This window comes from Micrococcus sp. iso_229 (assembly GCF_058072725.1).
Map to the genome: position 1 here is coordinate 1,734,073 of NZ_CM176514.1, position 25,828 is coordinate 1,759,900.

Annotated in this window: 21 protein-coding genes; 4 read left to right on the forward strand and 17 right to left on the reverse strand. The window is 74.0% G+C overall.

Annotated features, from left to right (window positions below; translation table 11 throughout):
- Positions 1–5: 5 nt before the first annotated feature.
- Both AC3RKA_RS07950 and AC3RKA_RS07955 read right to left on the reverse strand, forming a co-directional pair.
- Positions 6–917, reverse strand: a complete 912-nt coding sequence (locus tag AC3RKA_RS07950) for a hypothetical protein (RefSeq protein ID WP_144825267.1) — start codon at positions 915–917, stop codon at positions 6–8.
- A 77-nt stretch (positions 918–994) separates the two neighbouring features.
- Complete coding sequence (locus AC3RKA_RS07955; protein WP_044659461.1) at positions 995–1,621, reverse strand: GNAT family N-acetyltransferase; 627 nt, start codon at positions 1,619–1,621, stop codon at positions 995–997.
- A gap of 57 nt (positions 1,622–1,678) precedes the next feature.
- On the opposite strand from AC3RKA_RS07955, the gene AC3RKA_RS07960 reads away from it, so the two are divergent.
- Positions 1,679–2,344, forward strand: coding sequence for a 5-formyltetrahydrofolate cyclo-ligase (locus AC3RKA_RS07960; RefSeq protein ID WP_231862062.1), 666 nt, complete (start codon positions 1,679–1,681; stop codon positions 2,342–2,344).
- 88 nt (positions 2,345–2,432) lie between these two features.
- Entirely contained in the window at positions 2,433–2,702 is a 270-nt protein-coding gene (locus tag AC3RKA_RS07965; RefSeq protein ID WP_095353601.1) for an FmdB family zinc ribbon protein, read from the forward strand.
- 20 nt (positions 2,703–2,722) lie between these two features.
- Here AC3RKA_RS07965 and AC3RKA_RS07970 read toward each other — a convergent pair whose 3' ends face one another.
- The 7 genes from AC3RKA_RS07970 to guaB form a co-directional block, all read right to left on the reverse strand.
- Positions 2,723–2,956 (reverse strand): hypothetical protein, encoded by a 234-nt coding sequence (locus AC3RKA_RS07970; RefSeq protein ID WP_155932677.1) that lies wholly within the window; start codon positions 2,954–2,956, stop codon positions 2,723–2,725.
- Positions 2,946–6,710, reverse strand: a complete 3,765-nt coding sequence (locus tag AC3RKA_RS07975; RefSeq protein WP_489727090.1) for a DUF4011 domain-containing protein — start codon at positions 6,708–6,710, stop codon at positions 2,946–2,948. The genes AC3RKA_RS07970 and AC3RKA_RS07975 overlap by 11 nt, the downstream gene beginning before the upstream one ends.
- Before the next feature lie 98 nt (positions 6,711–6,808).
- Positions 6,809–8,428: a glutamine-hydrolyzing GMP synthase gene (gene guaA, locus AC3RKA_RS07980; protein WP_153236572.1), complete on the reverse strand. Its 1,620-nt coding sequence runs from the start codon at positions 8,426–8,428 to the stop codon at positions 6,809–6,811.
- A 22-nt stretch (positions 8,429–8,450) separates the two neighbouring features.
- Positions 8,451–8,999, reverse strand: coding sequence for a DUF3817 domain-containing protein (locus AC3RKA_RS07985; RefSeq protein ID WP_141844125.1), 549 nt, complete (start codon positions 8,997–8,999; stop codon positions 8,451–8,453).
- A complete protein-coding gene (locus AC3RKA_RS07990; protein WP_159833389.1) occupies positions 8,996–9,961 on the reverse strand; it encodes an SURF1 family protein in 966 nt (321 codons plus the stop codon). The genes AC3RKA_RS07985 and AC3RKA_RS07990 overlap by 4 nt, the downstream gene beginning before the upstream one ends.
- 48 nt (positions 9,962–10,009) lie before the next feature.
- Entirely contained in the window at positions 10,010–11,146 is a 1,137-nt protein-coding gene (locus AC3RKA_RS07995) for a GuaB3 family IMP dehydrogenase-related protein (RefSeq protein ID WP_002857600.1), read from the reverse strand.
- A 93-nt stretch (positions 11,147–11,239) separates the two neighbouring features.
- Positions 11,240–12,784 carry an IMP dehydrogenase gene (gene guaB, locus AC3RKA_RS08000; protein ID WP_063190103.1) on the reverse strand — a complete coding sequence of 515 codons (1,545 nt, stop codon included), beginning with the start codon at positions 12,782–12,784 and terminating at the stop codon, positions 11,240–11,242.
- 185 nt (positions 12,785–12,969) lie between these two features.
- On the opposite strand from guaB, the gene AC3RKA_RS08005 reads away from it, so the two are divergent.
- Entirely contained in the window at positions 12,970–14,403 is a 1,434-nt protein-coding gene (locus tag AC3RKA_RS08005; RefSeq protein WP_061867093.1) for a dicarboxylate/amino acid:cation symporter, read from the forward strand.
- Position 14,404: 1 nt separating this feature from the next.
- On the opposite strand, the gene AC3RKA_RS08010 is transcribed toward AC3RKA_RS08005, so the two are convergent.
- The 3 genes from AC3RKA_RS08010 to groES form a co-directional block, all read right to left on the reverse strand.
- Positions 14,405–16,360, reverse strand: a complete 1,956-nt coding sequence (locus AC3RKA_RS08010; protein WP_185194416.1) for a BCCT family transporter — start codon at positions 16,358–16,360, stop codon at positions 14,405–14,407.
- Positions 16,361–16,481: 121 nt separating this feature from the next.
- Positions 16,482–18,089, reverse strand: a complete 1,608-nt coding sequence (groL, locus tag AC3RKA_RS08015; protein ID WP_489727091.1) for a chaperonin GroEL — start codon at positions 18,087–18,089, stop codon at positions 16,482–16,484.
- A 108-nt stretch (positions 18,090–18,197) separates the two neighbouring features.
- A complete protein-coding gene (gene groES, locus AC3RKA_RS08020; RefSeq protein WP_002857590.1) occupies positions 18,198–18,494 on the reverse strand; it encodes a co-chaperone GroES in 297 nt (98 codons plus the stop codon).
- 640 nt (positions 18,495–19,134) lie between these two features.
- Here groES and AC3RKA_RS08025 point away from each other — a divergent pair.
- The gene (locus AC3RKA_RS08025) at positions 19,135–20,112 is read left to right on the forward strand and encodes a hypothetical protein (RefSeq protein ID WP_489727092.1); all 978 of its coding nucleotides are present in this window, start codon (positions 19,135–19,137) and stop codon (positions 20,110–20,112) included.
- Positions 20,113–20,362: 250 nt separating this feature from the next.
- On the opposite strand, the gene AC3RKA_RS08030 is transcribed toward AC3RKA_RS08025, so the two are convergent.
- The 5 genes from AC3RKA_RS08030 to AC3RKA_RS08050 form a co-directional block, all read right to left on the reverse strand.
- Positions 20,363–21,118 (reverse strand): iron ABC transporter ATP-binding protein, encoded by a 756-nt coding sequence (locus AC3RKA_RS08030; protein ID WP_002857584.1) that lies wholly within the window; start codon positions 21,116–21,118, stop codon positions 20,363–20,365.
- Entirely contained in the window at positions 21,115–22,203 is a 1,089-nt protein-coding gene (locus AC3RKA_RS08035) for an iron chelate uptake ABC transporter family permease subunit (protein ID WP_489727093.1), read from the reverse strand. The genes AC3RKA_RS08030 and AC3RKA_RS08035 overlap by 4 nt, the downstream gene beginning before the upstream one ends.
- Positions 22,196–23,254 carry an ABC transporter permease gene (locus AC3RKA_RS08040; RefSeq protein ID WP_144824769.1) on the reverse strand — a complete coding sequence of 353 codons (1,059 nt, stop codon included), beginning with the start codon at positions 23,252–23,254 and terminating at the stop codon, positions 22,196–22,198. The genes AC3RKA_RS08035 and AC3RKA_RS08040 overlap by 8 nt, the downstream gene beginning before the upstream one ends.
- Positions 23,251–24,315 carry a siderophore ABC transporter substrate-binding protein gene (locus tag AC3RKA_RS08045; protein WP_144824768.1) on the reverse strand — a complete coding sequence of 355 codons (1,065 nt, stop codon included), beginning with the start codon at positions 24,313–24,315 and terminating at the stop codon, positions 23,251–23,253. Before AC3RKA_RS08045 ends, AC3RKA_RS08040 begins: the two co-directional genes overlap by 4 nt.
- 170 nt (positions 24,316–24,485) lie before the next feature.
- Positions 24,486–25,817: a THUMP-like domain-containing protein gene (locus AC3RKA_RS08050; RefSeq protein ID WP_489727094.1), complete on the reverse strand. Its 1,332-nt coding sequence runs from the start codon at positions 25,815–25,817 to the stop codon at positions 24,486–24,488.
- Positions 25,818–25,828: the final 11 nt, after the last annotated feature.

Below are 25,828 nucleotides of genomic sequence, written 5' to 3' on the forward strand. Positions count from 1 at the left end.
GGGGCTCAGCAGGCCCGGCGCCGCGCCAGGACGTTGTCCAGGTCCAGGGCGGCGATGTCCTGCTCGGCGGCGGCGCTGATCTGATCGTCCGCCGTGCGCGCGGCGTCCTGGGGCCGGGTGTCCGCGCCGGTGGGGGCGGGGGTCTCGAGCGGCGCCGGCAGGGGGCGGGCCATCTCCGGGGCGTCCAGGTAGGTGGGGCGCGGCACCGCGGGGATGGTCACGGCGCGGTCCGCTGCGGGGGCGGCGGCGGAGGCGGTCACCACCACGGGCTCGGCCCGGGACGCGGCGGGCGCGGCGGCCGGACGCGGCGCCTCGGTCTCGAAGGCCAGCACGGTCTCCAGCACGCGGCGGTCCCGCTCGGGGTCCGCGGGCGGGGCCTGCCGCTCCTCGGCCGCCGGGGCGGTGGGGCGCTCCGGGACGACGACGGCGGCGGGCCGGGCGCGACGGGTGCGGTCGCGGACCGCGAGGGCCCGCAGGCCGGCCAGCCCGGCCACGGCGAACAGGAGCGACCAGCCTGCCAGGGCGAGCGTGCCCGCGCCGAACGCCGCGGCGAGCCCGGCCACGAGGAACACGAGCAGGGCCACGAGGACGGCGAGGAACAGCGCCGTGCGCCCCCACCGGATGTGCAGGCCGGTCCGGCCGCGGGCGGCGCGCGCCGCGTCGGCGGCGGCGCTCAGGCGGCCCGAGAACCGGGCGGTCAGGGCACGGACGGCGGGCGAGCTCTGCAGGCGGTGCATGAAGGACCTCGGCATCGACGGGCGGGCGGGGGCGGACGCGAGACGATGGCGGCGCAGCACGAGCCGCCAGGCCAGGAAGGCCACGAGGGCCACGATGACCAGCGACGCGCTCACCCGGGCGTCGGCCAGCGCGTCGAGCGCGGCCTGCACGGCCCTCGTCGGCGCGGTGGTCTCGTCCATGCCGTCAGCCTAGCGCCGGAGGCGGACCGGCCCGGCCATCGCGGCGTGTCCGCACGCGGCGTGTCCCGCCGGACCGCTCAGGGGCGCGGCCGGGTGGCCAGCCACCGGGCCAGCAGGCCGTCGGGGACCTCCTCGGCGGTCACCGCGAACGTCCGGTGGTCCCGCCAGGCGCCGTCCACGTGCAGGTACGCGCGCCGCAGGCCCTCGTCGCGCAGGCCGAGCTTCGCCACGACCCGCAGGCTGGCCGCGTTCTCCGGGCGGATGTTGACCTCGACCCGGTGCAGACCGGCGCTGCGGAACGCCCAGTCCGTCGCCATGGCCACGGCCGTCGGCGTCAGCCCCCGGCCGGCCTCGCGACGGTCGATCCAGTAGCCGATCGAGCCGGAGAGCACCGAGCCGTACTGGATCCCGCCCAGGGACAGCAGCCCCACCAGACGGTCCCGGTCCGGGCGGTCGTCGTCGAGGACCATGCCCCACGTGTAGGCGCTGCCGTCCCGGCCCTGGCGGCCGTGCCAGCGGACCATCTGCCCGAACGACGCCGGGCCCGCGCCCGGCACGGGGCTCGTGGCATCCCACGGCGTCAGCCACTCCCGGTTGTGCGCCCGCTGCTCCTCCCACGCCTCCCGGTCCCGCCGCCGCAGCGGCCGCAGGGCGAGGGTGCTGTGCCGCAGGGTCACGGGCCAGGGGGAACGCTGCCAGGACATGGCGTCGATCCTATGCGCGGCCGGGCGCGGCACCGGTGCGGCGGGCATCATGGGGACATGCGCACTCCCCCTCCCGTGCCCGAGCCCGCCGCCACGGGCCCCGTCGCCGGCGTCGACGACGTCGTGGACGCCAAGGCCGCCCTGCGTGCGCGCCTGCGCACCGCCCGCCGCGACCGCTCCCCCGCGCGCCGCGCCGCCGAGTCCGCGGCCGCCGTCGAGCACCTGTGGGCGTGGCTGGGTCCGCGCGTGGCCGCGGCGACCGCGGACGGGACCGCCCCGGTGGTGGCCACCGTGCTGCCGATGGCCACCGAGCCGGACACCGGTGGGCTGCGCACCCGCCTGCTGGCCGCGGGGGCGCGGGTGCTCGTCCCCGTGATCGAGCCGGAACGCCGCCTGAGCTGGGCTCCGTGGCACCCGGACGTCGCAACGGCGCGCGCGGCGAACGCCCCCGTGGACGAGCCCGTGGGCGAACGACTCGGGACCGACGCGCTGGCGGCGGCGACCGCGGTGGTCATGCCGGCGCTCGCGGTGGCCGAGGACGGGATGCGCCTGGGCCAGGGCGGGGGCTACTACGATCGCTTCCTCGCCGAGCTGCCGCGGAGCGTGCCGACCGTGGCCCTCGTGTTCGAGGACGAGCTGCTGCCGGCGGGCGCCATCCCCGCCGAGCCCACGGACCGGCCCGTGGACGGCGTCGTCACCGCGGCCGGGCTGCGCTGGGTCTGAGCCCGGCCCGCGGCGCGGAGTAGCATCGGGGGTCAGATCCCCCCAGAACCGCGCGCCCCGGCGCGCCCCGAGCGAGCTGGAGCTGAGCATGCCCACCTACGCCTACCGCTGCAAGGACTGCGGCCACGCCTTCGACGTCGTCCAGGCCTTCACCGACGACGCCCTCACCGAGTGCCCCGCGTGCGGCGGCGTCCTGCGCAAGCAGTACGGCTCGGTCGGCGTGAGCTTCAAGGGCTCCGGGTTCTACCGGACCGACTCGCGCTCCGGCACCGGCTCGGCCGGCGGATCGACCTCGGACTCGGCCGCCGGGTCCTCGACGTCCTCGACGTCGTCCTCGTCCTCCGCCGCCGCGGACTGACCCGGCCGGATCGGGCCGGCTCAGCCCCAGTGGGGCGGGCGCTGCTCGCGCAGCCAGCGGTCGCGCTCGGCCTCGGCCGGGCCGGACTCGACCCCGGCCCCGGTCGGCGCGGTCGCCGGCGACGTCCCGGCCTGCCCGATCAGCCGGGGCACCCCGGGCAGGCGCGGCTCGCGACCGTCGGCGGTGGCCGGGCCGGTGCCCGGGGCGTCCGCCCGGCGCGGGCCGCGGCGGCGCGGCGCGCCGTCAGCGGGCATCGTCGTCGGTCTCGTCCGTCTCGTCCGCCGGCTCCACGCCCAGCCGGTCGGCCAGCTCGCGGGCCACGGACTCCGGGTCCGCGAACACGTCGATCGACCACAGGGTCCGGGGCTCCCAGCCGCGGGCCTCGAGCCCCTCGGGCAGGGTCCGCGAGCGCTGCCGCACCGTGAGGGCGCGGTACACCTCGCCACCGTCGCCGGCCAGGGCCAGCGGACGGGGCGCCTCGTCCCGGTCCGCGCGCGGATCGAGCACGGCCAGGTCCATGACGCCGGCGTAGCGGGGCAGGACCCGGGCGCCGTGCTCCTCGAGCCGGTCGCGCAGATCGGCCAGCAGCGGATCGCCCACCATGCACACGGGGTCCGCGGCGTCCTCGCCGAGGTAGGCCTCGAGCAGCCGCAGGAACCAGAGGGCGCCGCCGTCGAGCCGGTCCTCGTCCAGGTCCGCGGCGCGCAGCGCGGAGACGAGGTGCAGGCGCCGGCGGGCGCGGGTGAGCGCGACCGTGACCATGCGCTCGCCGTCCGGGTCGGAGAAGGCGCCGAAGTGGTGCACCACGCGGCCGTGCGGGGTGCGGCCGTAGCCGGGGGTGAGGATCACGGCGTCGCGCACCACGGAGGCGGCGCGCACGACCGGCACGATCACGAACGGCTCGGCCTCGGCGGCGTCCTCGCCGCGGCCGCGGGCGAGGAACTCGTGGGCCCACGGCGCCTGCGCGGCCGTGGCCTGCACGGCGGCGGCCACGCGGCGGGCGTGCTGCTCGGACACCGTGACCACGGCCAGGGACTGCTCGGGCCGGTCGCGGATGTGCTCGAACACGCGCTCCACGGTGCGGGCGACCTCGGCGTTCGTGGACTCGACCACGTCGCCGCCGGTCATCGGGATGCCGGTGCCCTCGGGCAGGTACTCGGCCGTGACGGCACGATCCCGGCCGGTGGCCTCGCCCGCGGTGGGCAGCGCGTCCAGGGCGCCGTCATAGGCGAGCGCGGAGAGCAGGCGCACGAGGCGCCGCTCGAGGGGGCGGTGCACGGTGCGCAGCGGCAGGGTGGGCAGCACCTCGTCCAGCGCGTCGTGGGCCGAGCGCAGCGGGCGCAGGGGCCCGGCGGTCGCCGTCGGGTCCACGGACACCTGGAACGACTGCGGGCGCCCGATGACCGGGTCGCCGAGGGCCACCACCTGGGGGGCGCGGGTGAGCGCGCCCATCGCGGTGGCCAGGGCGGTCGCGTCGGCCTCCAGCAGCACGACGACGTCGGCGCGCCACTCCGAGGGGAACTCGGACAGGGCCATGGGCGAGGTGGTGACCACCGGCACGAGCGGCTGCAGGAGCTCGGGGGTGATCGTGGCCAGGGACTCGACCGTGGGGCTGCCCTGCTTGAGCAGGGTGCGCAGCACGGCCGCGTCCGCGCGATAGGTGCGCAGCGCCTCCCGCCAGCGCGCGGCCAGCGCGGCGGAGAGCCGGGCGCCGCCGCGCTCGAGATGGGCGCGGTCCAGGTCGCGGAACCCGCGCTCGACCTCCGCCAGGTCCGTGCCGCTCATCATGGCCAGGAAGTCGTCCCCGGAGATCATCGCCTCGAGCGCGGACTGCCACCACGCCAACTCGAGCTCGGCGGTCAGGGCCTCGGTGGGCACCTCGCGGTCGCGCAGGTCCTCGAGCAGCTCCGCCAGGCCGTGGCCGCGCAGGCTGTCCAGCACGAGGGTGCGCTCGGGCAGCGTGGCCAGGGTGTCGCGGTCCGCCACGAGCCCGTCGACGGCGGCCACGAGGTCGTCCACGTCCCGCTCCTCCAAGGGCGCCTCGGCCACGGCCTCCGGGGCGAGGACGTCCTCGAGCCGGCGCAGGCGCTCGCGCACCTGGCCGACCTGGCCCATCACGTGCTCGCCCTGGTCCGGCACCTGCGGGGGCGTGCCCAGCTCGGCGGCGTGGCGGTTCCAGTCCTCCAGGACGGCGGCGGCGTCCACGAGGGCGCCGTGCAGGTCCGTGGGCTGCACGCCCGGGCGGACCGCGTCCTTCGCCGCGCGGCGCAGGCGGGACCGGGTCACCGAGGACATCTCGACCAGGTGGAGGCGCCGCCACGAGCTGGTGGCGGTCGCCGCGACCAGCTGGGGCACGTCGAGGGAGAACACCTCGGGGGTGAACTCGGTGAGGGTGCGGGCCACACGGCGGTAGAGGTCCGCCTGCTCCGCCCAGCCGGCCACCGTGCGCTCAGGGCGCAGGCCGGCCTGGGCGGCGGCGGTGTCCACGGCACGCCGGGTGGTGTGCAGGGCGGCCGCCAGCTCGTCGGCCAGCTCCGAGGCGGCCTCGGTCTCCTGCACGTTGCGCACGCGGGCGCCGAACCAGCGGCTCTCGGTGGCGGCGGCCGAGAACGCGCCGAGCTCCCCGGCGCGCACGAGCTGCTCGCCCACGGCCTGCCGGTTCACGGTGGAGTCCAGCACGGAGCGCTTGAGGCGCACGGTGGTGGCCGGCGGCGTCTCGAGCCCGGTCAGGGCGGCCAGGGCCTGCATCGCCTGGAACGGCGAGCAGCCCCAGCGGGGGCGGACGTGGTGCAGTGAGCCGACGTGCTCCTGCAGCCGGCGCCGTCGTTCGGTCAGGGCGGCCTCGTCCCGGGCGGTGTCGGGGTCCACGGCCCGCTCGGAGCGCAGGACGGCCTGCACGAGCTGGCGGCGGAGCAGCTCGGGGTCCGCGTTGGCGGGCACATCCAGCGCGATCGAGCGCAGGTCCGCCTCCTCGAGGCGGTCGAGCACGTCGGCCAGGGCGGCGGAGCGCTCGGCCACGACCAGCACGCGCCGACCCTCCCAGGCCAGGCGCGCGGCCAGGGCGGCGGCGGTCTGGGTCTGCCCGGTGCCGGGGGCGGCCGCCACCACGAGGGACTCCCCCGCCGCGGCGTGCTCGAGCACGCGCGCCTGGGCGGCGTCGACGTCCAGGACGAGGCGCTCGTCGGCCGGGGCGACGTCGTCCTCCGTGGCCGCGCCCGTGGGCTGCAGCGCCGCCGGGCGCGGCACCATGCCGGTGCCGGCGTCGTACAGGGCCTGCACGACCGGCAGATCCTCGAGGGAGGCGGGCAGCGAGGCGGTCTCGCCGAGGTCAGCGAACGTGGAGACGAGCAGGCAGTCCTCGACGTGCAGGTCCGCGATCGCGGCGGCCTCCTCGCGCAGGCGGGCGAACGCGGGGGCGGGCTCGAGGCGTGCCGTGGCGTAGGCGGCCTGCCGGTACGCCTCGGGGTCCAGGGCGATGCCGTGGTGCCGGCGCAGGTTCCGCACGAGCGCCGGGTTCAGGCGGGCCGGCTCGGTGATCTGGACCTCCAGCTCGTCCCGGCCCCGGGCGCCGCGGCGCACCGTCAGGGCCACGCGGGCCAGCAGCACGGGGGCCGAGCGGCGCTCCCGCCGGCCGTCCTCCTCGGCCGTCCACGTGGCCACGCCCACGGCGAGCGCACCGACGTCGATGCCGCGTTCCTCCGCCAGTTCGCGGACCTTGGCGCGCAGGCCGAGGGAGACCTCGTGCGCCGCGTCCAGCTCCGGGCCGGCCGGCAGCAGGGTGGACAGGCGGGTGCGCCGCCCCAGCAGCAGCTGCGAGACGCCGGAGGAGTTCGCCTCCGTGAGGTCGATGCTGTTGGCCGCCGAGGGCGCGAACCGCAGCATCGTGTCGTTCTCGGCGCCCGAGCCCAGGGAGGACACCCAGGCGGCCGGGTCGGGGCGGGTCTGCCCCTCGTCGGGGCGTGCGGCGGCGCGGGCGCGGGCCAGGCGCGGGAACTCCTGCTCGGTCACGTGCGTGCGGTCCTTCCTCCGTCGCCTGGGTCCAGGCGGTCTTCGTGCGGACGGCCGCCCCGGTCAGGGGCGGCCGGATGCGGCGCCGGACGCGCCGCTCACTCCCACTCGATGGTGCCCGGCGGCTTGCTGGTCACGTCGAGCACGACGCGGTTGACGCCGTCGACCTCGTTGGTGATGCGGTTCGAGATGCGGGACAGGACGTCGTCCGGGATCCGCGCCCAGTCCGCCGTCATGGCGTCCTCGCTGGTGACGGGGCGCAGGACGACCGGGTGGCCGTAGGTGCGGCCGTCACCCTGCACGCCCACGGAGCGCACGTCCGCGAGCAGCACCACCGGGCACTGCCAGATCTGGCGGTCCAGCCCGGCCGCGGTGAGCTCGGCGCGCACGATCGCGTCCGCGCGGCGCAGCAGGTCCAGGCGCTCCTGGGTGACCTCGCCGATGATGCGGATGCCCAGACCCGGGCCCGGGAACGGCTGGCGGTGCACGATGCCCTCGGGCAGGCCGAGCTCGGCGCCCACGGCGCGGACCTCGTCCTTGAACAGCTCGCGCAGCGGCTCGCACAGCTCGAACTCGATGTCGTCCGGCAGCCCGCCCACGTTGTGGTGGGACTTGATGTTGGCCGCCCCGTCCCCGCCGCCGGACTCGACGACGTCCGGGTAGAGCGTGCCCTGCACGAGGAAGCGGACCTCGGTGGCGTCCGGGTCGTGCTCGGACTCGAGGACGATGTCCGCCTGCGCCTTCTCGAAGGTGCGGATGAACCGCTCGCCGATGATCTTGCGCTTGGTCTCGGGGTCGGTGACGCCGGCCAGTGCGGACAGGAAGTCCTCGCGCGCGTCCACCATCACGAGGCGGGCGCCGCCGTGGGCCTCGCCGAAGGCCTGCTCGATCTCGGCGGACTCGCCCTCGCGCATGAGGCCGTGGTCCACGTAGACGCAGGTGAGGCGGTCGCCGATGGCGCGCTGCACGAGGGCCGCGGCCACGGCGGAGTCCACGCCGCCGGACAGGCCGCAGATGGCCCGCTTGTCCCCGATCTGCTCGCGGATGCGCTCGACCTGCTCCTCGATCACGCCGCTGGCCGTCCAGTCCGAGCCCAGGCCCGCACCCACGTGCAGGAACTGCTCGAGCACCCGCTGGCCGCGGGAGGAGTGGCCCACCTCGGGATGCCACTGCACGCCGTAGATGCGGCGCTCGCGGTCCTCGAACGCGGCGACGGGGGCGCCCGCGGTGGAGGCCGTCACGGCGAAGCCCTCGGGCGCCTGCGTCACGGCGTCGCCGTGGGACATCCACACGACCTGATCGAGGTCCTGGTCCGCGAACAGCACGGAGTCGGCATCCACCGAGTCCAGGCGGGTGGAGCCGTACTCCCGGGTGCCGGTCTTGGCCACGGTGCCGCCGAGGGCGTGCGCGATCGACTGGAAGCCATAGCACAAGCCCAGCACGGGCACCCCGGCCTCGAGCAGCGCCGGATCCAGCTGCGGGGCGCCGGGCTCGTACACCGACGACGGCCCGCCCGAGAGGATCAGCGCCGCGGGCTTACGCTCCAGGATCTGCGCCGCCGGGGTGGAGGCGGGCACGACCTCGGAGTAGACGTTGGCCTCGCGCACACGACGCGCGATGAGCTGCGCGTACTGGGCGCCGAAGTCCAGCACCAGCACCGTGGGCATCACGTCGCTGAGCGGGGCGGGGGTGTCGGGGTGGGGGGCGTTCTGCGTCACCCGTCCAGGATAGTCGAGGCGCTCAGTAGCGCCGCGCGGCGTCCGGGAAGCGGTGCAGCTCGTCCCGGACCACGCGGGTCATGCGCTTCTCCACCACGAAGGACAGGAACGGCACGACGCCGCCGCCGGCCATCGCCAGCAGACGCAGCGGCTCCCAGCGCATCAGGGACCACAGGCGGAACGAGGCGAGCAGGTACACCACGTACATCCAGCCGTGGGCGATGAGGATCAACAGGGACAGGTTCACTCCCCCGGTCACGCTGTCCGTGGGGTGCAGCCCCAGGCCGTTGGCGTCCCCGTCCACGGTGGTGCCGCCCGCGTAGAGCTCCACGTGCATGCCGTACTTCAGCACCATCTCCGCCACGAGCAGCAGGAGCATGATGCCGGTGATCCACGCGCACACCACGTAGAGGCGGGTGGCGGAGCGGATCTGCTGCTGGGTGCCGGCGAAACGGCGCTGCTCCCGGCCCGGCCGCGGGGGCGGCTCGGGCAGGTCGGCCTCCGTGATGTCCTCGGGATCCGGCAGGCTCGCCGGGTCCACCGGCTGGGGGCCGGGGCGCTGGGTGCTCATCGGCTCTGCTCCTCTCGGGGCCCACGGGGGCCCGGGTCGCGGGGGTCGGGGCGCGCGGCCCCGTCGTCGTCGTGGTCCTGGCGTGGGTGCGCCGCGGCCTGCGCCGCGACGGCCCGCTCCTTGGCCTCGCGCGCGGCCGCCCGGCGCCGCTCGAGCTCCTCGGCGCGCCACTGCGTGGCCCACTCCTCGTCGAGCCGGCGCTCGTGCTCGTCCCGGAGGTGGTCGTCGCGGACGAACCGCCACCACAGGAACAGGGCGAAGCCGGCGAACAGTATCCACTCCACGGCGTAGAAGACGTTGAGCCAGATGATCTGGGTCTCCTCCGGCTGCGGGGCCACCCACACCGGCTCGAGCCCGCCGGGGCCGGCCGCGCCCGTCTCGGCGCCCGCGGCGTCGACCATCTGGAACGCCGCGACGTACGCCGCGTAGGACGGCTCGTCCCACACGTTCACCAGCTGGGCCGGGGCCAGGCTGCGGTACAGGAGCCGGTCGGCCGTGTCCTCGGCCGCGGCCTCGCGCGGCAGCGGCCCGTCCGGGGGCAGCAGGCGCCCGGTGACGGTGACCTGCCCGGCGGGCGCGGGGTCCACGACGTCGGCGTCGGCCGACCAGCCGCGGACCACCGGGACGACCTCGCCGTCCGGGGCGCCGGCCACCCGCAGGGCCGTGACCGTCCAGTAGCCGTCGCGGCCGTTCAGCAGGCGCGGGCCGACCAGGACGTCCGTGCCGGGCACGAACTCCCCCTCGACCGTGACGACCTGGTCGGCCTGCGAGCCGAGCAGGGCCTCGTAGGGGCGCACGTGCTCCAGGAACGGCACGGCGTGCTCGGTCTGGGTGCGCGGCGGCGGTGCGTTCGTCTCCGCGGACTCGAACTGCCACTTGGACAGCGCCACGAAGACCGCGGCCGCCACGAGGGCCAGCACCAGGGTGGCCAGCCAGACGGGCTTGAGGGCGGTGCGCAGCACGCCGTATCAACTCTTCCGGTCGGGGGTGCCGCCATGCGGCGGCGGGGATCAGACGGTCTGGGTGGGGGTCACGAGGACCTCCACCTTCTGGAAGTCCTTGAGCTCGGTGTAGCCGCAGGTGGCCATGGCGCGCTTCAGGCCGCCCATCAGGTTGGACGTGCCGTCCGCGTGGCGGCCGGGCCCCCACAGGACCTCCTCGAGCGGAGCCACCTGGCCCACGTGGGTGCGGTGCCCGCGCGGCAGCTCCGGGTGGGCGGCCTCGAGGCCCCAGTGCCAGCCGCCGCCGGGGGCGTCGGTGGCGCGGGCCAGGGCGGCGCCCAGGACGACCGCGTCCGCGCCCATGGCGATCGCCTTGACGATCTCCCCCGAGGTGGAGACGCCGCCGTCGGCGATCACGTGCACGTAGCGGCCGCCGGACTCGTCCATGTAGTCGCGGCGCGCCTCGGCGATGTCCGAGATGGCCGTGGCCATCGGCACGCGGATGCCCATGGCGCGGCGCGTGGTGGTGGACGCGCCGCCGCCGAAGCCGACGAGCACGCCGGCCGCGCCGGTGCGCATCAGGTGCAGGGCCGGCGTGTAGCCGGCCGCCCCGCCCACGATCACGGGCACGTCCAGCTCGTAGATGAACTGCTTGAGGTCCAGCGGCTCCTGGGTGGAGGAGACGTGCTCGGCCGAGACGGTGGTGCCGCGGATGACGAACAGGTCCACGCCCGCCGCCACGACGGTGCGGTAGAACTCCTGCGTGTTCTGCGGGGTGAGCGAGCCCGCGACGACGACGCCGGCCTCGCGGATCTGCGCGAGGCGCTCGGTGATCAGATCGGGGCGGATGGGGGCCGCGTAGGCCTCCTGCAGCTTGCGGGTGGCCTCGGTCCCGGCCGGGCCGGCCTCGAGGGCGGCGATCTCCTCGAGCAGCGGGCGCGGGTCCTCGTGGCGGGTCCACAGGCCCTCGAGGTTGAGGACGCCGAGACCGCCCAGCCGCCCCATCGCGATGGCGGTCTCGGGGCTCATCACGGAGTCCATGGGCGCACCGATCACGGGCATGTCGAACGTGTAGGCGTCGATGCGCCACGTGAGGCTGACGTCCTGGGGATCCCGGGTGCGCCGCGCGGGCACCACGGACACGTCGTCGAGGGAGAAGGCCCGGCGGCCGCGCTTGCCGCGGCCGATCTCAATCTGGTTCGTCACCGGGCCAGCCTAGCCCAGGCGCCACGGGGGCGGCGCCGACCGTGTCGTCGGCGCCGCCCCGTCCGGGGGCTCCCCCCGGACCCGACGTGCGGGTCAGCGCGAACGGTAGTTCGGGGCCTCGACGGTCATCATGATGTCGTGCGGGTGGGACTCCTTCAGGCCCGCCGCGGTGATGCGCACGAAGCGGCCGTTCTCCTTGAGATCGGCCACCGTGGACGCGCCCGTGTAGAACATCGTCTGGCGCAGGCCGCCCACGAGCTGGTGGACCACCGAGGCGACCGGGCCCCGGAAGGGCACCTGGCCCTCGATGCCCTCGGGGATCAGCTTGTCCTCGTCCGGCACGTCCGCCTGGAAGTAGCGGTCCTTGGAGAAGGAGCGCGTGCCGTTGCGGGTCTGCATGGCGCCCAGGGAGCCCATGCCGCGGTAGGTCTTGAACTGCTTGCCCTGGTAGAACACGAGGTCGCCCGGGGACTCGGCCGTGCCGGCCAGCAGGGAGCCGAGCATCACCGAGTCGGCGCCGGCCACGAGGGCCTTGCCGATGTCACCGGAGTGCTGCAGACCGCCGTCGGCGATCAGCGGGACGCCCGCGGGGCGCGTGGCCTTGGCCGCCTCGTAGATGGCGGTGATCTGCGGGACGCCGACGCCGGCCACCACACGGGTCGTGCAGATCGAGCCCGGGCCCACGCCCACCTTCACGGCGTCCGCGCCGGCGTCGACGATCGCCTTGGCGCCCGCGTAGGTCGCGGCCTGACCGCCGATGACGTCGACGTGCGCGGCCGCCTTGTCCTTCTTCAGGCGCGCGATCATGTCCAGCACGCCGTGCGTGTGGCCGTTCGCGGTGTCCACCACGAGGGCGTCCACACCCGCCTCGACGAGCGCCATGGCGCGCTCCCAGCCGTCGCCGAAGAAGCCGACGGCGCCGCCGACGCGCAGGCGGCCCTCGTCGTCCTTCGCGGCGTCCGGGTACTGCTCCGCCTTGTCGAAGTCCTTGATGGTGATCAGGCCGGTCAGGCGGCCCGCATCGTCCACGAGCGGCAGCTTCTCCACGCGGTTCTGGGAGAACAGGCGGATGGTCTCGGCGCGCGAGACGCCCTCCTGCGCGGTGATCAGCGGCATGCGGGTCATGGCGGTGTCCACCGTGCGGGTGGCCCACTCCTCGCGCGGGATGAAGCGGGTGTCGCGGTTGGTGATGATGCCCAGCAGCGTCATGTCCTCGGCCACCACCGGCAGGCCCGAGACGCGGTACTGGGCGCACAGCTCGTCCAGGTCGGCGAGCGTGGCGTCGGGGCCGATGGTCACGGGGTCCTTGATCATCCCCGACTCGGAGCGCTTCACGGTGTCCACGTGGCGGACCTGGTCCTCGATGGACAGATTGCGGTGGATGATGCCCATGCCGCCCTGGCGGGCCATGGCGATGGCCAGCGGGGCCTCGGTCACGGTGTCCATCGCCGCGGAGACGATGGGGATGTTCAAGCGGATGTTGCGGGTCAGCCGGGTGCCCGGGTCCGCGTCCGCGGGGATCACGTCCGTGGCGTTGGGCAGCAGCAGGACGTCGTCATAGGTGAGGCCGAAGAAGCCGAAGGGATCCGAGGAGGAGTGGACGGGCTCGGGGCTGGGACCGGTGCTGGTGTTGGTCACGAAGGCGCCTTTCGGGACGGGTGTTTCCGCGATTCTATGCCCGGGGGTCAAACCGGCGACCCGGGTGCGGGCCACATCACAGGACCCCCGCGCTGGGCCACGCGGGGGCGAGACGGACGTCACCACGACGTCACATGGAGCAATCCGTTTCGGCGTCATGGTATTAGACCGCCTAACCTCCCCGGATGAGCACCGCACAGTCCTCCCCCGCACCGGCGCCCCGACGCCGGCTCCCCGCCTGGACGTCGAACTTCGGCTGGCAGATCGCCGCCGCCCTCGTCCTCGGCCTCGTCCTGGGCCTGATCGCCCGCGCGACGGGGCACACCTCCGAGCACCCGACCTGGCTCGGCGAGACGCTGGCCACCGTCGGCAGCATCTACATCAGCCTGCTGAAGGCCACGGTCGTCCCGCTGGTCTTCTTCGCCGTCGTCGCCTCCATCGCCAACCTGGCCCAGGTGACCAACGCGGCCCGCCTGGCCGCCAAGACCCTGCTGTGGTTCGCCATCACGAGCCTCATCGCGGTGCTCATCGGCCTCGCCGTCGGCGTCGTGCTGCAGCCGGGCGTGGGCACCGGCCAGACCGCGCCGGCGTCGTACCAGGCCAAGGACGTCGGCTGGCTCGACTTCCTGACCTCCCTGGTGCCGGCGAACTTCCTCGGCCTGACCGTCAAGACCACGGCGGGCGAGGACGGCGCGCTCGCCTCCTCCCCCACGTTCAACGTGCTGCAGATCCTCGTGATCGCGATCGTCGTGGGCGTGGCCGCGCTCAAGGTCGGCGAGAAGGCCGCCCCGTTCCTCACGTTCTCCCGCTCGGTGCTCGCGATCATCCAGAAGCTGCTGTGGTGGATCATCCGCCTGGCCCCGATCGGCACCATCGGCCTGCTGGGCAACGCCGTGGCCTCGTACGGCTGGTCCACGATGGGCACGCTGGCCAAGTTCGTGGTGGCGATCTACGTGGGCCTGGCCCTCGTGATGCTCGTGGTGTACCCGGTGCTGGCGCGCTTGCACGGGCTCTCCGTCAAGCAGTTCTTCACCGGCGTGTGGCCGGCGTTCCAGCTCGGCTTCGTCTCCCGCTCCTCCCTCGGCACGCTGCCCGTCACCCAGCGGGTGGCCGAGCGCAACTTCGGCGTGCCCACCGGCTACGCCTCCTTCGCCGTCCCGCTGGGCGCCACCACCAAGATGGACGGCTGCGCCGCGATCTACCCGGCCGTGGCCGCGGTGTTCATCGCCCAGTTCTACGGGATCGACATGAGCCTGAGCCAGTACGCCCTCGTGGCACTCGTGTCCGTGCTGGGCTCGGCCGCGACCGCCGGCACCACCGGCGCCACCGTGATGCTCACGCTCACGCTGTCCACCGCCGGGCTGCCCCTCGAGGGCATGGCCCTGCTCCTGGCCGTCGACCCGATCGTGGACATGGGCCGCACCGCCCTCAACGTGTCCGGCCAGGCCCTCATCCCCGCGCTCGTGGCCTCCCAGGAGGGCATCCTCGACCGGGACCGCTACGACGCCCCACGCGGCGACATCTTCGGCGAGGACGAGGAGGAGATCGTCGAAGCCCGCGCCCACGCGACCGCCGACTCCCGCGCCCAGCTCGTCGGCACCCCGGAGCCGCGCGCCTGAGTCAGCGGCCGGACGGGCCTGCTCCGGCGGGCCCGTCCGCGCCGTCCCCGTCCCCCTCGTCCAGGTACTCGCCCAGCACGTAGTCGTAGTCCACGGGGTTCCCGTCCTCGTCCGTGCGGCGGTACCAGTCGGTGATCTCCGCGGCGGTGGAGTCGAACCCCTCGCCGGCCGCGTACCAGCTGCCCGGCGGGGTGCGCTCCACCGTGAACGCGAAGTCGTCCCCGTACTCCACCAGGCCCCGCACCGTCGCCTTCTCGACGGCGGCCCGCTGGTACCGGTCACGGATCGCGAAGGGGTCGTTGGCCAGTTCGCGCTGGAGCGCGACCGCCATGAGGACGAGCACCACGGTGAACGGCAGCGCCGTGATGGTGATGAGGTTCTGCAGGCCGGTGAGCGCGGTGTCGCCGCCGGTCAGCAGCATCACGACCGCGATGCCCGCCATGCACAGCGCCCAGAACACCGTGATCGTGCGGCGCGGGGCCGGGGCGCCGCGCTGCGAGAGCTGCGAGTTCACGATCGAGGCGGAGTCCGCCGTCGTGATGAAGAAGACCGCCAGCATGACGATCACGACCGGGGCCACCAGCCCGCCGCCGGGCAGCTGGTCCAGGACCACCCAGAAGATCTCCGCCGGCGCGGGCAGCGAGGCGGCCGTGCCGTCCAGCGCCACGGAGCCCTGCGTCCGCTGCAGCCAGATGGTGGTGCCGCCGATGATCGTGAACGCGCCGACGATCACCGCGGCCGGGATGAACAGGGCGCCGAGGACGTACTGGCGGATGGTCCGGCCCTTCGAGATCTTCGCCATGAACACGCCCACGAACGGGGCCCAGCTGACCCACCACGCCCAGTAGAAGATCGTCCAGCTGGAGAGGAACTCCTGCATGTCCTCCCCCTCGGCCATCGAGGCGCCGAGGGCGTCCGGGGCGGAGGAGACGTAGTCCATCAGGACGCCGGGCACGATGTTCAGCAGGAACGCCGTCGGGCCGACGACGAAGAAGAACAGCGCCAGCCCGAGGGCGAGCAGCATGTTGATGTTGGACAGCCACCGGATGCCGCGGGCCACACCGGACACCGCCGAGAAGATGGTGCCGATCGTGAGCACCACGATGATCCCCAGCGCCACCGTGTTCCCCGGCGCCGACCACCCCGAGACGATCTCCACGCCGCGGCCGATCTGCAGGGCGCCGATGCCCAGCGAGGCCGCCGTGCCGAACAATGTGGCGATGATCGCGAGCCCGTCGATCAGGCGCGCGCCGACCGAGTCGCTGCGCTGGGAGTCGCCGAACAGCGGCGCGATGATCAAGCTCATCAGCGGCACCCGGCCCCGGCGGTAGGACACGTAGCCGACCGACAGGCCGACGATCGCGTAGATCGCCCACGCGTTCACGCCCCAGTGCAGCGCGGCCTGGGCCAGCGCGCCCGTCACCGCCTCCTCGCTCCCCGCCTCGTACGCCCCCGGGCGCGGGGCCAGGTAGTAGGTCAGCGGCTCGTACGGGCCGAAGAAGATGATGCCGATGCCGATGCCGGCCGCGAAGAGCATGGCCGACCAGCTCGCCGTGGAGTACTCGGGCTTCTCCCCGTCCAGGCCCAGCGGGATCTCGCCGTACCGGGAGAACGCCAGGACCAGCAGGAACACCACCATCCCGATGGCCAGCAGGACGAACAGCCAGCCGGCGTGGACCATCACCCAGTCGAGGGCCGCGCTCGAGACGGCCAGCACGGCGTCCGGCTGCAGCACACCCCACACCACGAAGCCGACCACCAGCAGGCCGACGACGGCGAGGATCACCCGGTCCACGCCGTAGCGCACCCGGCGGTCCTCCACGGACACGCCCGGCACGAGGGCCGGGTGGATGCCGTGCGGATAGGAGAACTCGCGGACGAAGCGGCGCAGCCGTGGCCGGGCCGGGGTGTGGGTCGTGTGGGACCCGGACAGATGGGGCGGCGTGGGTGTGTCCATGGGCACACCATAGGGGGCGCCGCGGACGGCGGTCGTCTCCCGCCCGCACGACGACGGCCCCTCACCCGGGCGGGCGAGGGGCCGTCGTCGTCGGCCGGCCGCGTCAGGGCCGACTCAGGGGTCAGTGCTGGTGGTCGGCCTCGTCCTCCTCGGCGGGCTTGTCCGCCACGAGGGTCTCGGTGGTCAGCACGAGGGCCGCGATGGAGGCGGCGTTGGCCAGCGCGGAGCGGGTCACCTTGACCGGGTCGATCACGCCGTCGGCGATCAGGTCGCCGTAGACGCCGGTCTTCGCGTTGAAGCCGTGGTTCGGCTCCAGCTCGGCGACCTTGGAGACCACCACGTAGCCGTCCTCGCCCGCGTTCTGGGCGATCCAGCGCAGCGGCTGCTTCAGGGCCTTGCGGACGATGTCCACGCCCACGGCGGCGTCGCCGGTCAGGGCCTGGACGTCGGCGTCGGTGTCGAGCGCGGTCAGCGCCTTGATGAGCGCGGTGCCGCCGCCGGCCACGATGCCCTCCTCGAGGGCGGCGCGGGTCGAGGACACGGCGTCCTCGATGCGGTGCTTGCGCTCCTTGAGCTCCACCTCGGTGGCGGCGCCCACGCGGATCACGCCGATGCCGCCGGAGAGCTTGGCGAGGCGCTCCTGGAGCTTCTCGCGGTCCCAGTCGGAGTCGGTCGCGGCGGACTCGGCCTTGATCTGGGCGACCCGGGCCTCGACGTCCTCGGCCGCACCGCCGCCGTCGACGATGGTGGTCTCGTCCTTGGTGACGGTGATGCGGCGGGCGGAGCCGAGCAGGTCCAGGTCGGCCTGCTCGAGCTTCATGCCGAGGTCCGGGGAGACGACCTGGGCGCCGGTGAGGATCGCGATGTCCTGCATCATGGCCTTGCGGCGGTCGCCGAAGCCCGGAGCCTTGACGGCCACGACGTTCAGGGTGCCGCGGATCTTGTTCACCACGAGGGTGGACAGGGCCTCGCCCTCGACGTCCTCGGCGATCACGAACAGCGGCTTGTTGGCCTGCAGGACCTTCTCCAGCAGGGGCAGCAGCTCCTGCACGTTGGAGATCTTGCCCGAGTTGATCAGGACGTAGGCGTCCTCGAGCACGGCCTCCTGACGCTCGGCGTCGGTGACCATGTACGGGGACAGGAAGCCCTTGTCGAACTGCATGCCCTCGGTGACGTCCAGCTCGGTGGAGGTCGTGGAGGACTCCTCGATGGTGATGACGCCGTCGGTGCCGACCGTGTCGAACGCGCGGGCCAGCAGCTCGCCGACCTCGTCGTTCTGGGCCGAGATGGCGGCCACGTGGGCCACCTCCTGGCCCTCGACCGGGCGGGCGTTCTCCTGCAGGCGCTGCTCGACGGCGGCCACGGCCACCTCGATGCCCTTCTTGACCTCGCCCGGCGCGGCGCCGGCGGCGACCTGGCGCATGCCCTCGTTCACGAGCGCCTGGGCCAGCACGGTGGCGGTGGTGGTGCCGTCGCCCGCGATGTCGTTGGTCTTGGTGGCGACCTCCTTGGCGAGCTGGGCGCCCATGTTCTCGTACGGGTCCTCCAGCTCCACCTCACGGGCGATCGTGACGCCGTCGTTGGTGATGGTGGGGGCGCCCCACGCCTTGTCGAGCACCACGTTGCGGCCCTTGGGGCCGAGGGTGACCTTGACGGTGTCGGCGAGCTTGTCGATGCCGGCCTGGAGGGCGCGGCGTGCGTCGTCGTTGAAAGCCAGCTGCTTGGCCATGACGGACGCTCCTTTCGTTCAGGGAGTCAGGGGGTGCGGGGACGCGAGGGGCCCGGGGCGCGCGCACCGGTGCGGTGCGCGCCGCTCACCGGGCCCGTCGCGGCGGGGTCACTTGGTGACGACGGCCAGCACGTCGCGGGCGGAGAGCACCAGGTACTCCTCGCCGCCGACCTTGACCTCGGTGCCGCCGTACTTGGAGTACAGCACCACGTCACCCTCGGCGACGTCGACCGGCACGCGGTTGCCGTTCTCGGCGACCCGGCCCGGGCCCACGGCCACGACCTGGCCCTCCTGCGGCTTCTCCTTGGCGGTGTCCGGGATCACGAGGCCCGACGCGGTGGTCTGCTCGGCCTCCAGGGGGCGGACAACGATGCGATCCTCGAGGGGCTTGATGGAGACAGACATGCTGCACACTCCTTCTTCGTCGACGTGCGGCTCCGGCGGGCTCGCCGGTCCGCTGATGCTGTGGTCTGCGGGTGCGCCACGGGCGTCAGACCCTCCGTCGTCGCGGTGCCGGACGGTCCACCTCGGGCATTGGCACCCGGTACCCCCGAGTGCCAGTGCCGACTCTACTCCGGGTTCTGGCACTCCTTCAACATGAGTGCCAGCCGTGTCCCCGCCGTCCGCCGTGGGCGGAGGGCGCGGGGCGCGGTGCGGTGGGATGCCGTGGGGCGGCGGGCGGGGCGGGTTCCGGGCCCGGGAGCACACGGAGTGGTCACGACTGCCGCCGGGATCCTGTCCCTCCCCCACTCCCCACCCCCCTCGCCACCCGCCACCCTCCGTGGGCAGAAACCGCACCCCCGCCCATCGCGTGGGCAGCATCCGCAGGTTTTCGATCTCCGTGGGCAGAAGCGCCCTCTCTTCCGCCCACGGATGTTGCGTGGGCGGAACTCTTCGCAGTTCTGCCCACCGAGCCACGACGACGTCGTCCCGGCGGGACAACCGGCCGCCGCCCAGTCCTGCACAGCCGGCCCACCCCGCGCCGGTGTGCACAGACACGCGGCCCGCCCGGCCGCCGTCGGGCCGACCGCGTCAGGGTCGACCCATGCCCTTCGCCCCCGACCTCCCCCTCGTCCCCGTCTTCACCACCCGCGACGTGCTCGAACGCGGTCTGCCGCCCAGCCGGGTGCGGCGGTCCGACGTCCTCCGCCTCGCCCGCGGCATCCACCGCCGACGTGACATGCCGCTGCGCACCTGGGAGTCGGCCGGGCTCCCGCCGCCGCACCACGGGGTCGGCCTCGACCTGCTGACCGCCCTCCTGCGGTCCCGTCCCGACGCCGTCCTCTCCCACGAGACGGCGGCGCACCTCCACGGCCTCCCGCTTCCCCCGGGCGGGGCCACGCGACGCGCCGCCGTCGAGATCACGTTGCACCGCGGCACCGCACGGGCGCGGATCCCCGGCGTCATGGAGCACCGCAGACCCCTGCCCGCCGGCCACGTCACCTCCGTGCTCGGGCTACGGGTGACGACGCCGGAACGGACCTGGCTCGATCTGTGCTCGATCGGCCACCCCTGGGACGAGGCATCCCTCGTGTCGGCGGGTGACCACCTGGTCCGTCACCCCTGGTCCCCGCGCGGCCGGCGGCCTCCCGTCACCACGGTCACCGCGGTGCACGAGGCGATGCGGCCGCTCGGGCGGTTCGTCAGAAGACCGCGGGCGACGGCGGCGCTCGAGCGCGTACGGGTGGGTGCCGACTCGCCGCAGGAGACCCGGCTGAGGCTGGCGCTCGTCGAGGCGGGGCTGGGCGAGCCGACGCTGCAGCACGTGTTCGACCCCGGGCGGCGGGACGCCCCCGAGGCCGATCTGTGGTTCGAGGACTGCCGGCTCGTCCTCCAGTACGACGGCGAGGTGCACCGGAGTGCCGAGCAACACGCCCGGGACGCCCGGCGAGACCAGTACTACGCGGAACGTGGGCAGATGACCCTGCACGTCACGGGCCGGGACGTCGGCGAGGGATACGCGCGGGTGATCGAGGCCGTCCTCAGACGACGGGCACAGGTCTCGAACGGCTGGGATGCCTGACGTCGTCGTCGCGTATGGCCCTGCCGTCTGTGCGCAGGGGTTCCGTGGGCAGAAGCGAGGGCGTTTCTGCCCACGGAACCTGGAAACACGCGGGTTCTGCCCCCGGAAGGCGAGACCCGGCGGGTTCTGCCCCCGGAAGGCGAGACTCGGCGGGTTCTGCCCACGGAACACTCGCGCCGACCGGGCACCCGGCCCCCGCCCGGACCGGGCTGGCCCCGCCCGACTCGGGCCGGCCTCACCGTCGCCCCGCTCAGTAGTACACGGCCAGCGGCCCGTGCGGTCCGTCCACCACGCTGCAGGGGGTCTTGAAGATCCGCTCCAGCACCTCAGGGCGCAGGATCTCGGCCGGGGTGCCGGTCTCCACCACCTGACCGTCCCCCATGGCCACGATCCGGTCGGCGTAGTGGGCGGCGAAGTTGATGTCGTGCAGCACGATCACCACGGTCCGGCCCAGCTCGTCGGCGGCCCGGCGCAGCTGCTGCATCATCTGCACCGAGTGCTGCATGTCCAGGTTGTTCAGCGGCTCGTCCAGCAGCACGTACTCGGTGTTCTGCGCCAGCACCATCGCCACGTACGCGCGCTGCCGCTGGCCGCCCGAGAGCTGGTCGAGGTACCGGTTCTCGAACGGGCCGAGGTTGAGGAAGTCGATCGCGTCGGACACGTGCCGCTCATCCTCCAGGGTCAGCCGCCCGCGCGTGTACGGGTAGCGCCCGAAGCCCACGAGCTGCCGCACGGTCAGCCGCGTCACGAAGTGGTTCTCCTGCCGCAGGATGGACAGGGTCTGCGCGATCTTCCGGGACGGCGTCGTGGTGATGTCGTGCCCGCCCACGGCGATCGTCCCGGCGTCGGCGTCCTGCAGTCGGCCGATCATCGTCAGCAGCGTGGACTTGCCCGCCCCGTTGGGCCCCACGAGCGCGGTCACTCCCCCGGCCTGGATGTCCAGGTCCACGGGTCCGATGCACACCTCGTCGCTGTGGCGCTTCACCACGCCGCGCAGCTCGATCACAGACGTCCCTTTCTCATCACGACGACCAGGAAGGTGATGCCGCCGATCAGCTCGATGACCACCGTGACCGCACCTCCCGCGTAGAACACGTGCCGCAGCACGAAGTAGGCGCTCGTGAGCACCGCGTACCCGGCCAGCGCCGCCACCGGGAGGATGAACCGGTGGTCGTGGGTGTCGACGAGGCTGTACGCCAGCGTCGCCACGAGGAAGCCGAGGAACGTCATCGGGCCCACGAGCGCGGTGGTCATGGCCATCAGCACGGAGACAAGCAGCAGCGTCACCATGAGCTCGCGCCGGTGGTGCAGGCCCAGGTTGGTCGCGGCGTCGGCGCCGAGCGCCACCGTGTTCAGGCGGCGGGAGCGCAGCCACAGCAGCGCGCACACGACGAGGGCGATGGGCGCGGCGATCGCCACGTACTCGGTCCGGGCGTTGGAGATGTTGCCGAAGAGCCGCGCGCTCAGCAGGTCGAACGAGTTCGGGTCCAGCAGTCGCTGCATGAACGTGCTCAGCGCGGCCAGCCCGCCGCCCAGCACCACGCCCACGAGCAGCATCAGATGGACGCTGCCGTAGGGCCGGGAGAGCAGCCACGAGTAGAGGGCCGTCGCCAGCACCACCATGAGCGCGGCCTGGGCGAGGAACGGCCCCACCCCGGTCAGCACCGCGACGCCGGCGGCCCCCAGCACGTACACGGCGGCGGTCGACACGGCGGTGTAGAGCGCCTCGAACCCCATGATCGAGGGGGTGATGATGCGGTTGCCCGTCACCGTGTGGAAGCTGACGGTCGCGAAGGAGTGGCACAGCGCCACGATCCCGATCACGCCCAGGGACTCCACGCGCATCCGCGCGATCATCCAGAACGCGCGCGAGCCGGGTTCGGCCTCGTTGCCCCACAGCAGGACCCCGGCGGTGGAGAGCACGGCGACGGCGGCCAGCACCGCGACGACGACCGCATACCTCCGGCGGTCGGCGGCGGTGACGAACGCGCCGGACCGGCGCGGGGCGTCGGCGTCGACGGGCCCGGCCGCGGTGGCGCCGCCGGGCGGGGCGGGGAGGCGACCCGGGGCGGTCGCGAGCGGCTCAGCCATGCTTGGCCTGCCTCAGCAGCAGGGCGAGGAACACGATCGCGCCGACGAGGCCCAGGATCAGCGAGATGGGCACCTCGAACGGGGCGATCACGGTGCGCCCGATCAGGTCGCAGACGATCACGATCCACACGCCGACCATGACCACCCAGGGCAGGTTCGTGCGCAGGTTGTCGCCGCGGACCATGGACACGAGGTTGGGGACCACGAGCCCCAGGAACGGGAGGGCCCCGATCACCACGGTGACCACCCCGGTGGCCACGGCCACCATGGCCACGCCGGTGAGGATCACGGCGTCGTAGTTGAGGCCGACGTTCGTGGCGACGTCCTTGCCGAGGCCGGCCACGGTGAAGCGGTCCGCGATGACGAAGACCGCCACGCACACGATCAGCACGAGGAAGAGCAGCTCATACCGGCCGCGGACCACGGAGGTGAACGAGCCGGCGAACCACGCGCCCACCTGCTGCAGCATGTCCGTCTGGAGGGCGAGGAACGTCGAGGCGGCGCCCACGACGGCGCCGAGCATGATGCCCACGATCGGCACGATGAGGGAGGACTGCAGGCGCACGCGCCGCAGGAAGAGGAAGAACACGAGGGTGCCGACGAAGGCGAAGAGGATGGCCCCGACCATGCGGGTCACCAGGCCCGCCCCCGGCATGAGCACCATGGTGACCAGCAGGCCGAGCCCGGCCCACTCGGTGGTGCCCGTGGTGCTCGGCTCCACGAAGCGGTTCTGCGTCATGAGCTGCATGATCAGCCCGCACATCGCCATCGAGGCGCCGGCCAGCACGAGGGCGACCGTGCGCGGCACGCGCGTGATGGCGAACATCTCGCGTCCGCCCTCCGCGCCGACGTCGTACACGCCCACGAACAGCGAGACCACGACGAGGACCGCGGTCACCACGACGCCGCCCAGCAGCGGCCAGGTGCGCTGCCAGCGGGTGCGCTCGGGCCGCAGGACGGCGGGCGGGACCCAGCACACGCGGTCGCCCCGCCCCGGCTCCTCGAGCCGGGGCGGGGCGTCGGCGACGTGGTGACGCACGTCGACGATCACTGCGCGCCTTCGAAGGCCTTCGCGAGGTCCTCCATGACGGTGGTGTGGTTCTGGATGTCCTCGGCGACGTAGAAGTCGGCGGGCAGGTACACGATGTTGCCCTCCTTCACCGCGGTCACGTCCTGGAGGGCCTCGGAACGCTCGATCAGCTCGGCGGCGGTGGCGTTCTCCTCGCCGACGGCGGCGTCGCGGTCCATGACGATCAGCCAGTCCGGGTTCGACTTCGCGATGGCCTCGACGGAGATGTCGTCGCCCTGGTGGTTGTCGGTGCCCGACTGCTCGAGGGCCGGGGTCAGGTCCAGCATGTCGAAGAACGGGCCGATGGCGCGGCCGGTGCTGGGCGCGACGTACGAGAGCTCGCCGCCCGAGGCGATGAGGCCCATGACGGTCTGCTCAGGGTCGTAGGCGTCCTTGGCGCGCTGGGTGGCGGCGTCGAAGTCGGCGATGAGCTTCTCGGCATCGGCCTCGTGGCCGGTGGCCTCGCCCAGCAGGGTGGTCAGCTTCTTCAGGCCTTCGTCCATGGGGGTCTGCGTGACGTCGAAGTTCGTGTCCACGACGGCGGCGTCGCCGGTCAGCTCGTCGATCTCCGCCTTGCGCTCGTTGAACCGCTGGCCATTGAACACGACGTCCGGCTCGGCGGTGACGAACAGCTCCATGTCCGGCTCCCGGTGGTTGCCGATGTCGGCGACCGAGTCGTCCTGGAGATAGGAGGGCCCGCCCTCGCCCTTGTACATGATCTGCTTCGGTGCGGCCGTCAGCTCGACGCCCCAGTCGTCCAGGGTGCGGAAGATGCGGTTGTCCGTGGCGATGACGGAGTCGACCTCCTCCGGGAGGGTGACCTCGGTGCCGGACATGTCGGTGACGGTGACCCCGGTCGCGATGCCGCCCGAGGCGGCCGAGGAGCTGTCCGAGGCGCTCGTGGAGGCCGAGGACTCGCCGGCGGCGGTCGCGGAGGACGAGCCCGTGGCCGCGCCGCCGGCGGAGCAGCCGACGAGGGCGAGGGCCGCCACCGAGGTCAGGGCGAGACGGGTGAGGCGGGGGGCGCGGACGGAACGCGGCATGGTTCTCCTTCTGGGCGGCGGGGCTGCCCCGGGATGAGCAGTCGGGGTGGTGGGCGCGCTCCCGTGGAGGTGAGCCTTGCCTCAGTCGATTACCGTACACGAGGGTGCCGTAATCCCCCAACGGGGGCTTCGACGGTCCCGCCGCCCGGAGCCCGCGGCCGCGAGCCCCATCAGTCCAACGGCGTCACCTCGAGGGCGAACCGCGACCGACCCACGCGCGCCAGCACGAGGGTGGCGTGCCGTCCAGCCCCGCCACGCCGGCCCGGCTTCGCCCCGCCGAGGACGGCGCGCCGCACCTCTTCGGGCGTCTCGCGGATGCCCCGCTTCTTCACGTCCAGCCGGCCCACCCCGGTCTCCTTCGCCCAGCGCCGCAGGGAGGCCAGGTGGAAGCCGTGCACCGCCTCGATCCGATGGGCGCGGGCCAGGCCGTCCCGCACGGGCTCGGGCGCGACGAGGTAGGCCAGGTGGGGGTCCAGCTGCCGCGTCGGCACGGGCCAGGACGCGGCCAGATCCGTCACGAGTCCGGCCCGGATGACGGCGCCGTCCGGCTCGTGCAGGACCGCGCCGACGAGCCCCGCCATGCCCGCCTCCCCCACGGCCTCGACCTCGGGCGAGTCGCCGAAGTCCGCGCCGGAGACGAGCTGCGCCGTCGTCGTCTCCCCGCCCCGGACGGTCATGACGCGCGCCGCCCGCCGCACCCCGGGGCGGGCCGCCGCGTTGAACCACAGGGCGGCCTCCACGACGTCGCCGTCGAGGCTCACCCACTCGGCCTCGGCGCCCGCCGGCACGGCCTCGTGCGGGAGCCCCGGGCCGAGCTTGACCCCGACCGGGACGCCCGTCGCGGCGATGTCCGTCACGACGCTCAGGGGCGGGGAGAACGCCTCGGGGTCGAACACGCGCGTGGACCCGCCCCCGCCGACCTGACGGCGGGCGGGGTCCAGCCACACCGCGTCCGCCTCGGCGGGCACGTGGGCGCGGGCCCAGGCCACGGCGTCGCCGTGCACCACCCGCGCGCCGCGGTGGCCGGCGAGGTTCACCTCGGCGGCCGCGGCGACGACGGCGTCCCGCTCCACCGCCACGACGTCCAGGCCCCGGTCGGCAAAGGCGCGCGCGTCCAGGCCGAGACCGCAGCCGAGGTCGGCGACGCGCCGGGCCCCCGCGGCCGCCAGCCGGTCCGCGTGCAGGCCCGCGACCTGCGGGCGGGTGGCCTGCTCCAGGCCGTCGCGGGTGAACAGCATCCGGCGCGCCTCCGGCCCGAGGCGGGCCTCCGCCCGGGACCGCAGCGCGGCCTGGGTCAGCGCGGCGGCCACGCGCTCCGGAGGATGCCCGGCCGCACGCAGGCGGGAGGAGACCGCGAGCGCGTCGGCCTCGCGGTACCCGGCGAGGGAGTCGAGCAGCGCGCGGCCCTCCGGCTCGAGGACGGGGGCCAGGGCGGTGGCGTCCGCCTCCGAGGCGGCGGCCGTGGGGCGCGGCGGGCGGGAGGCGGGGCGGGGGCGGGCCATGCGCCCCACCC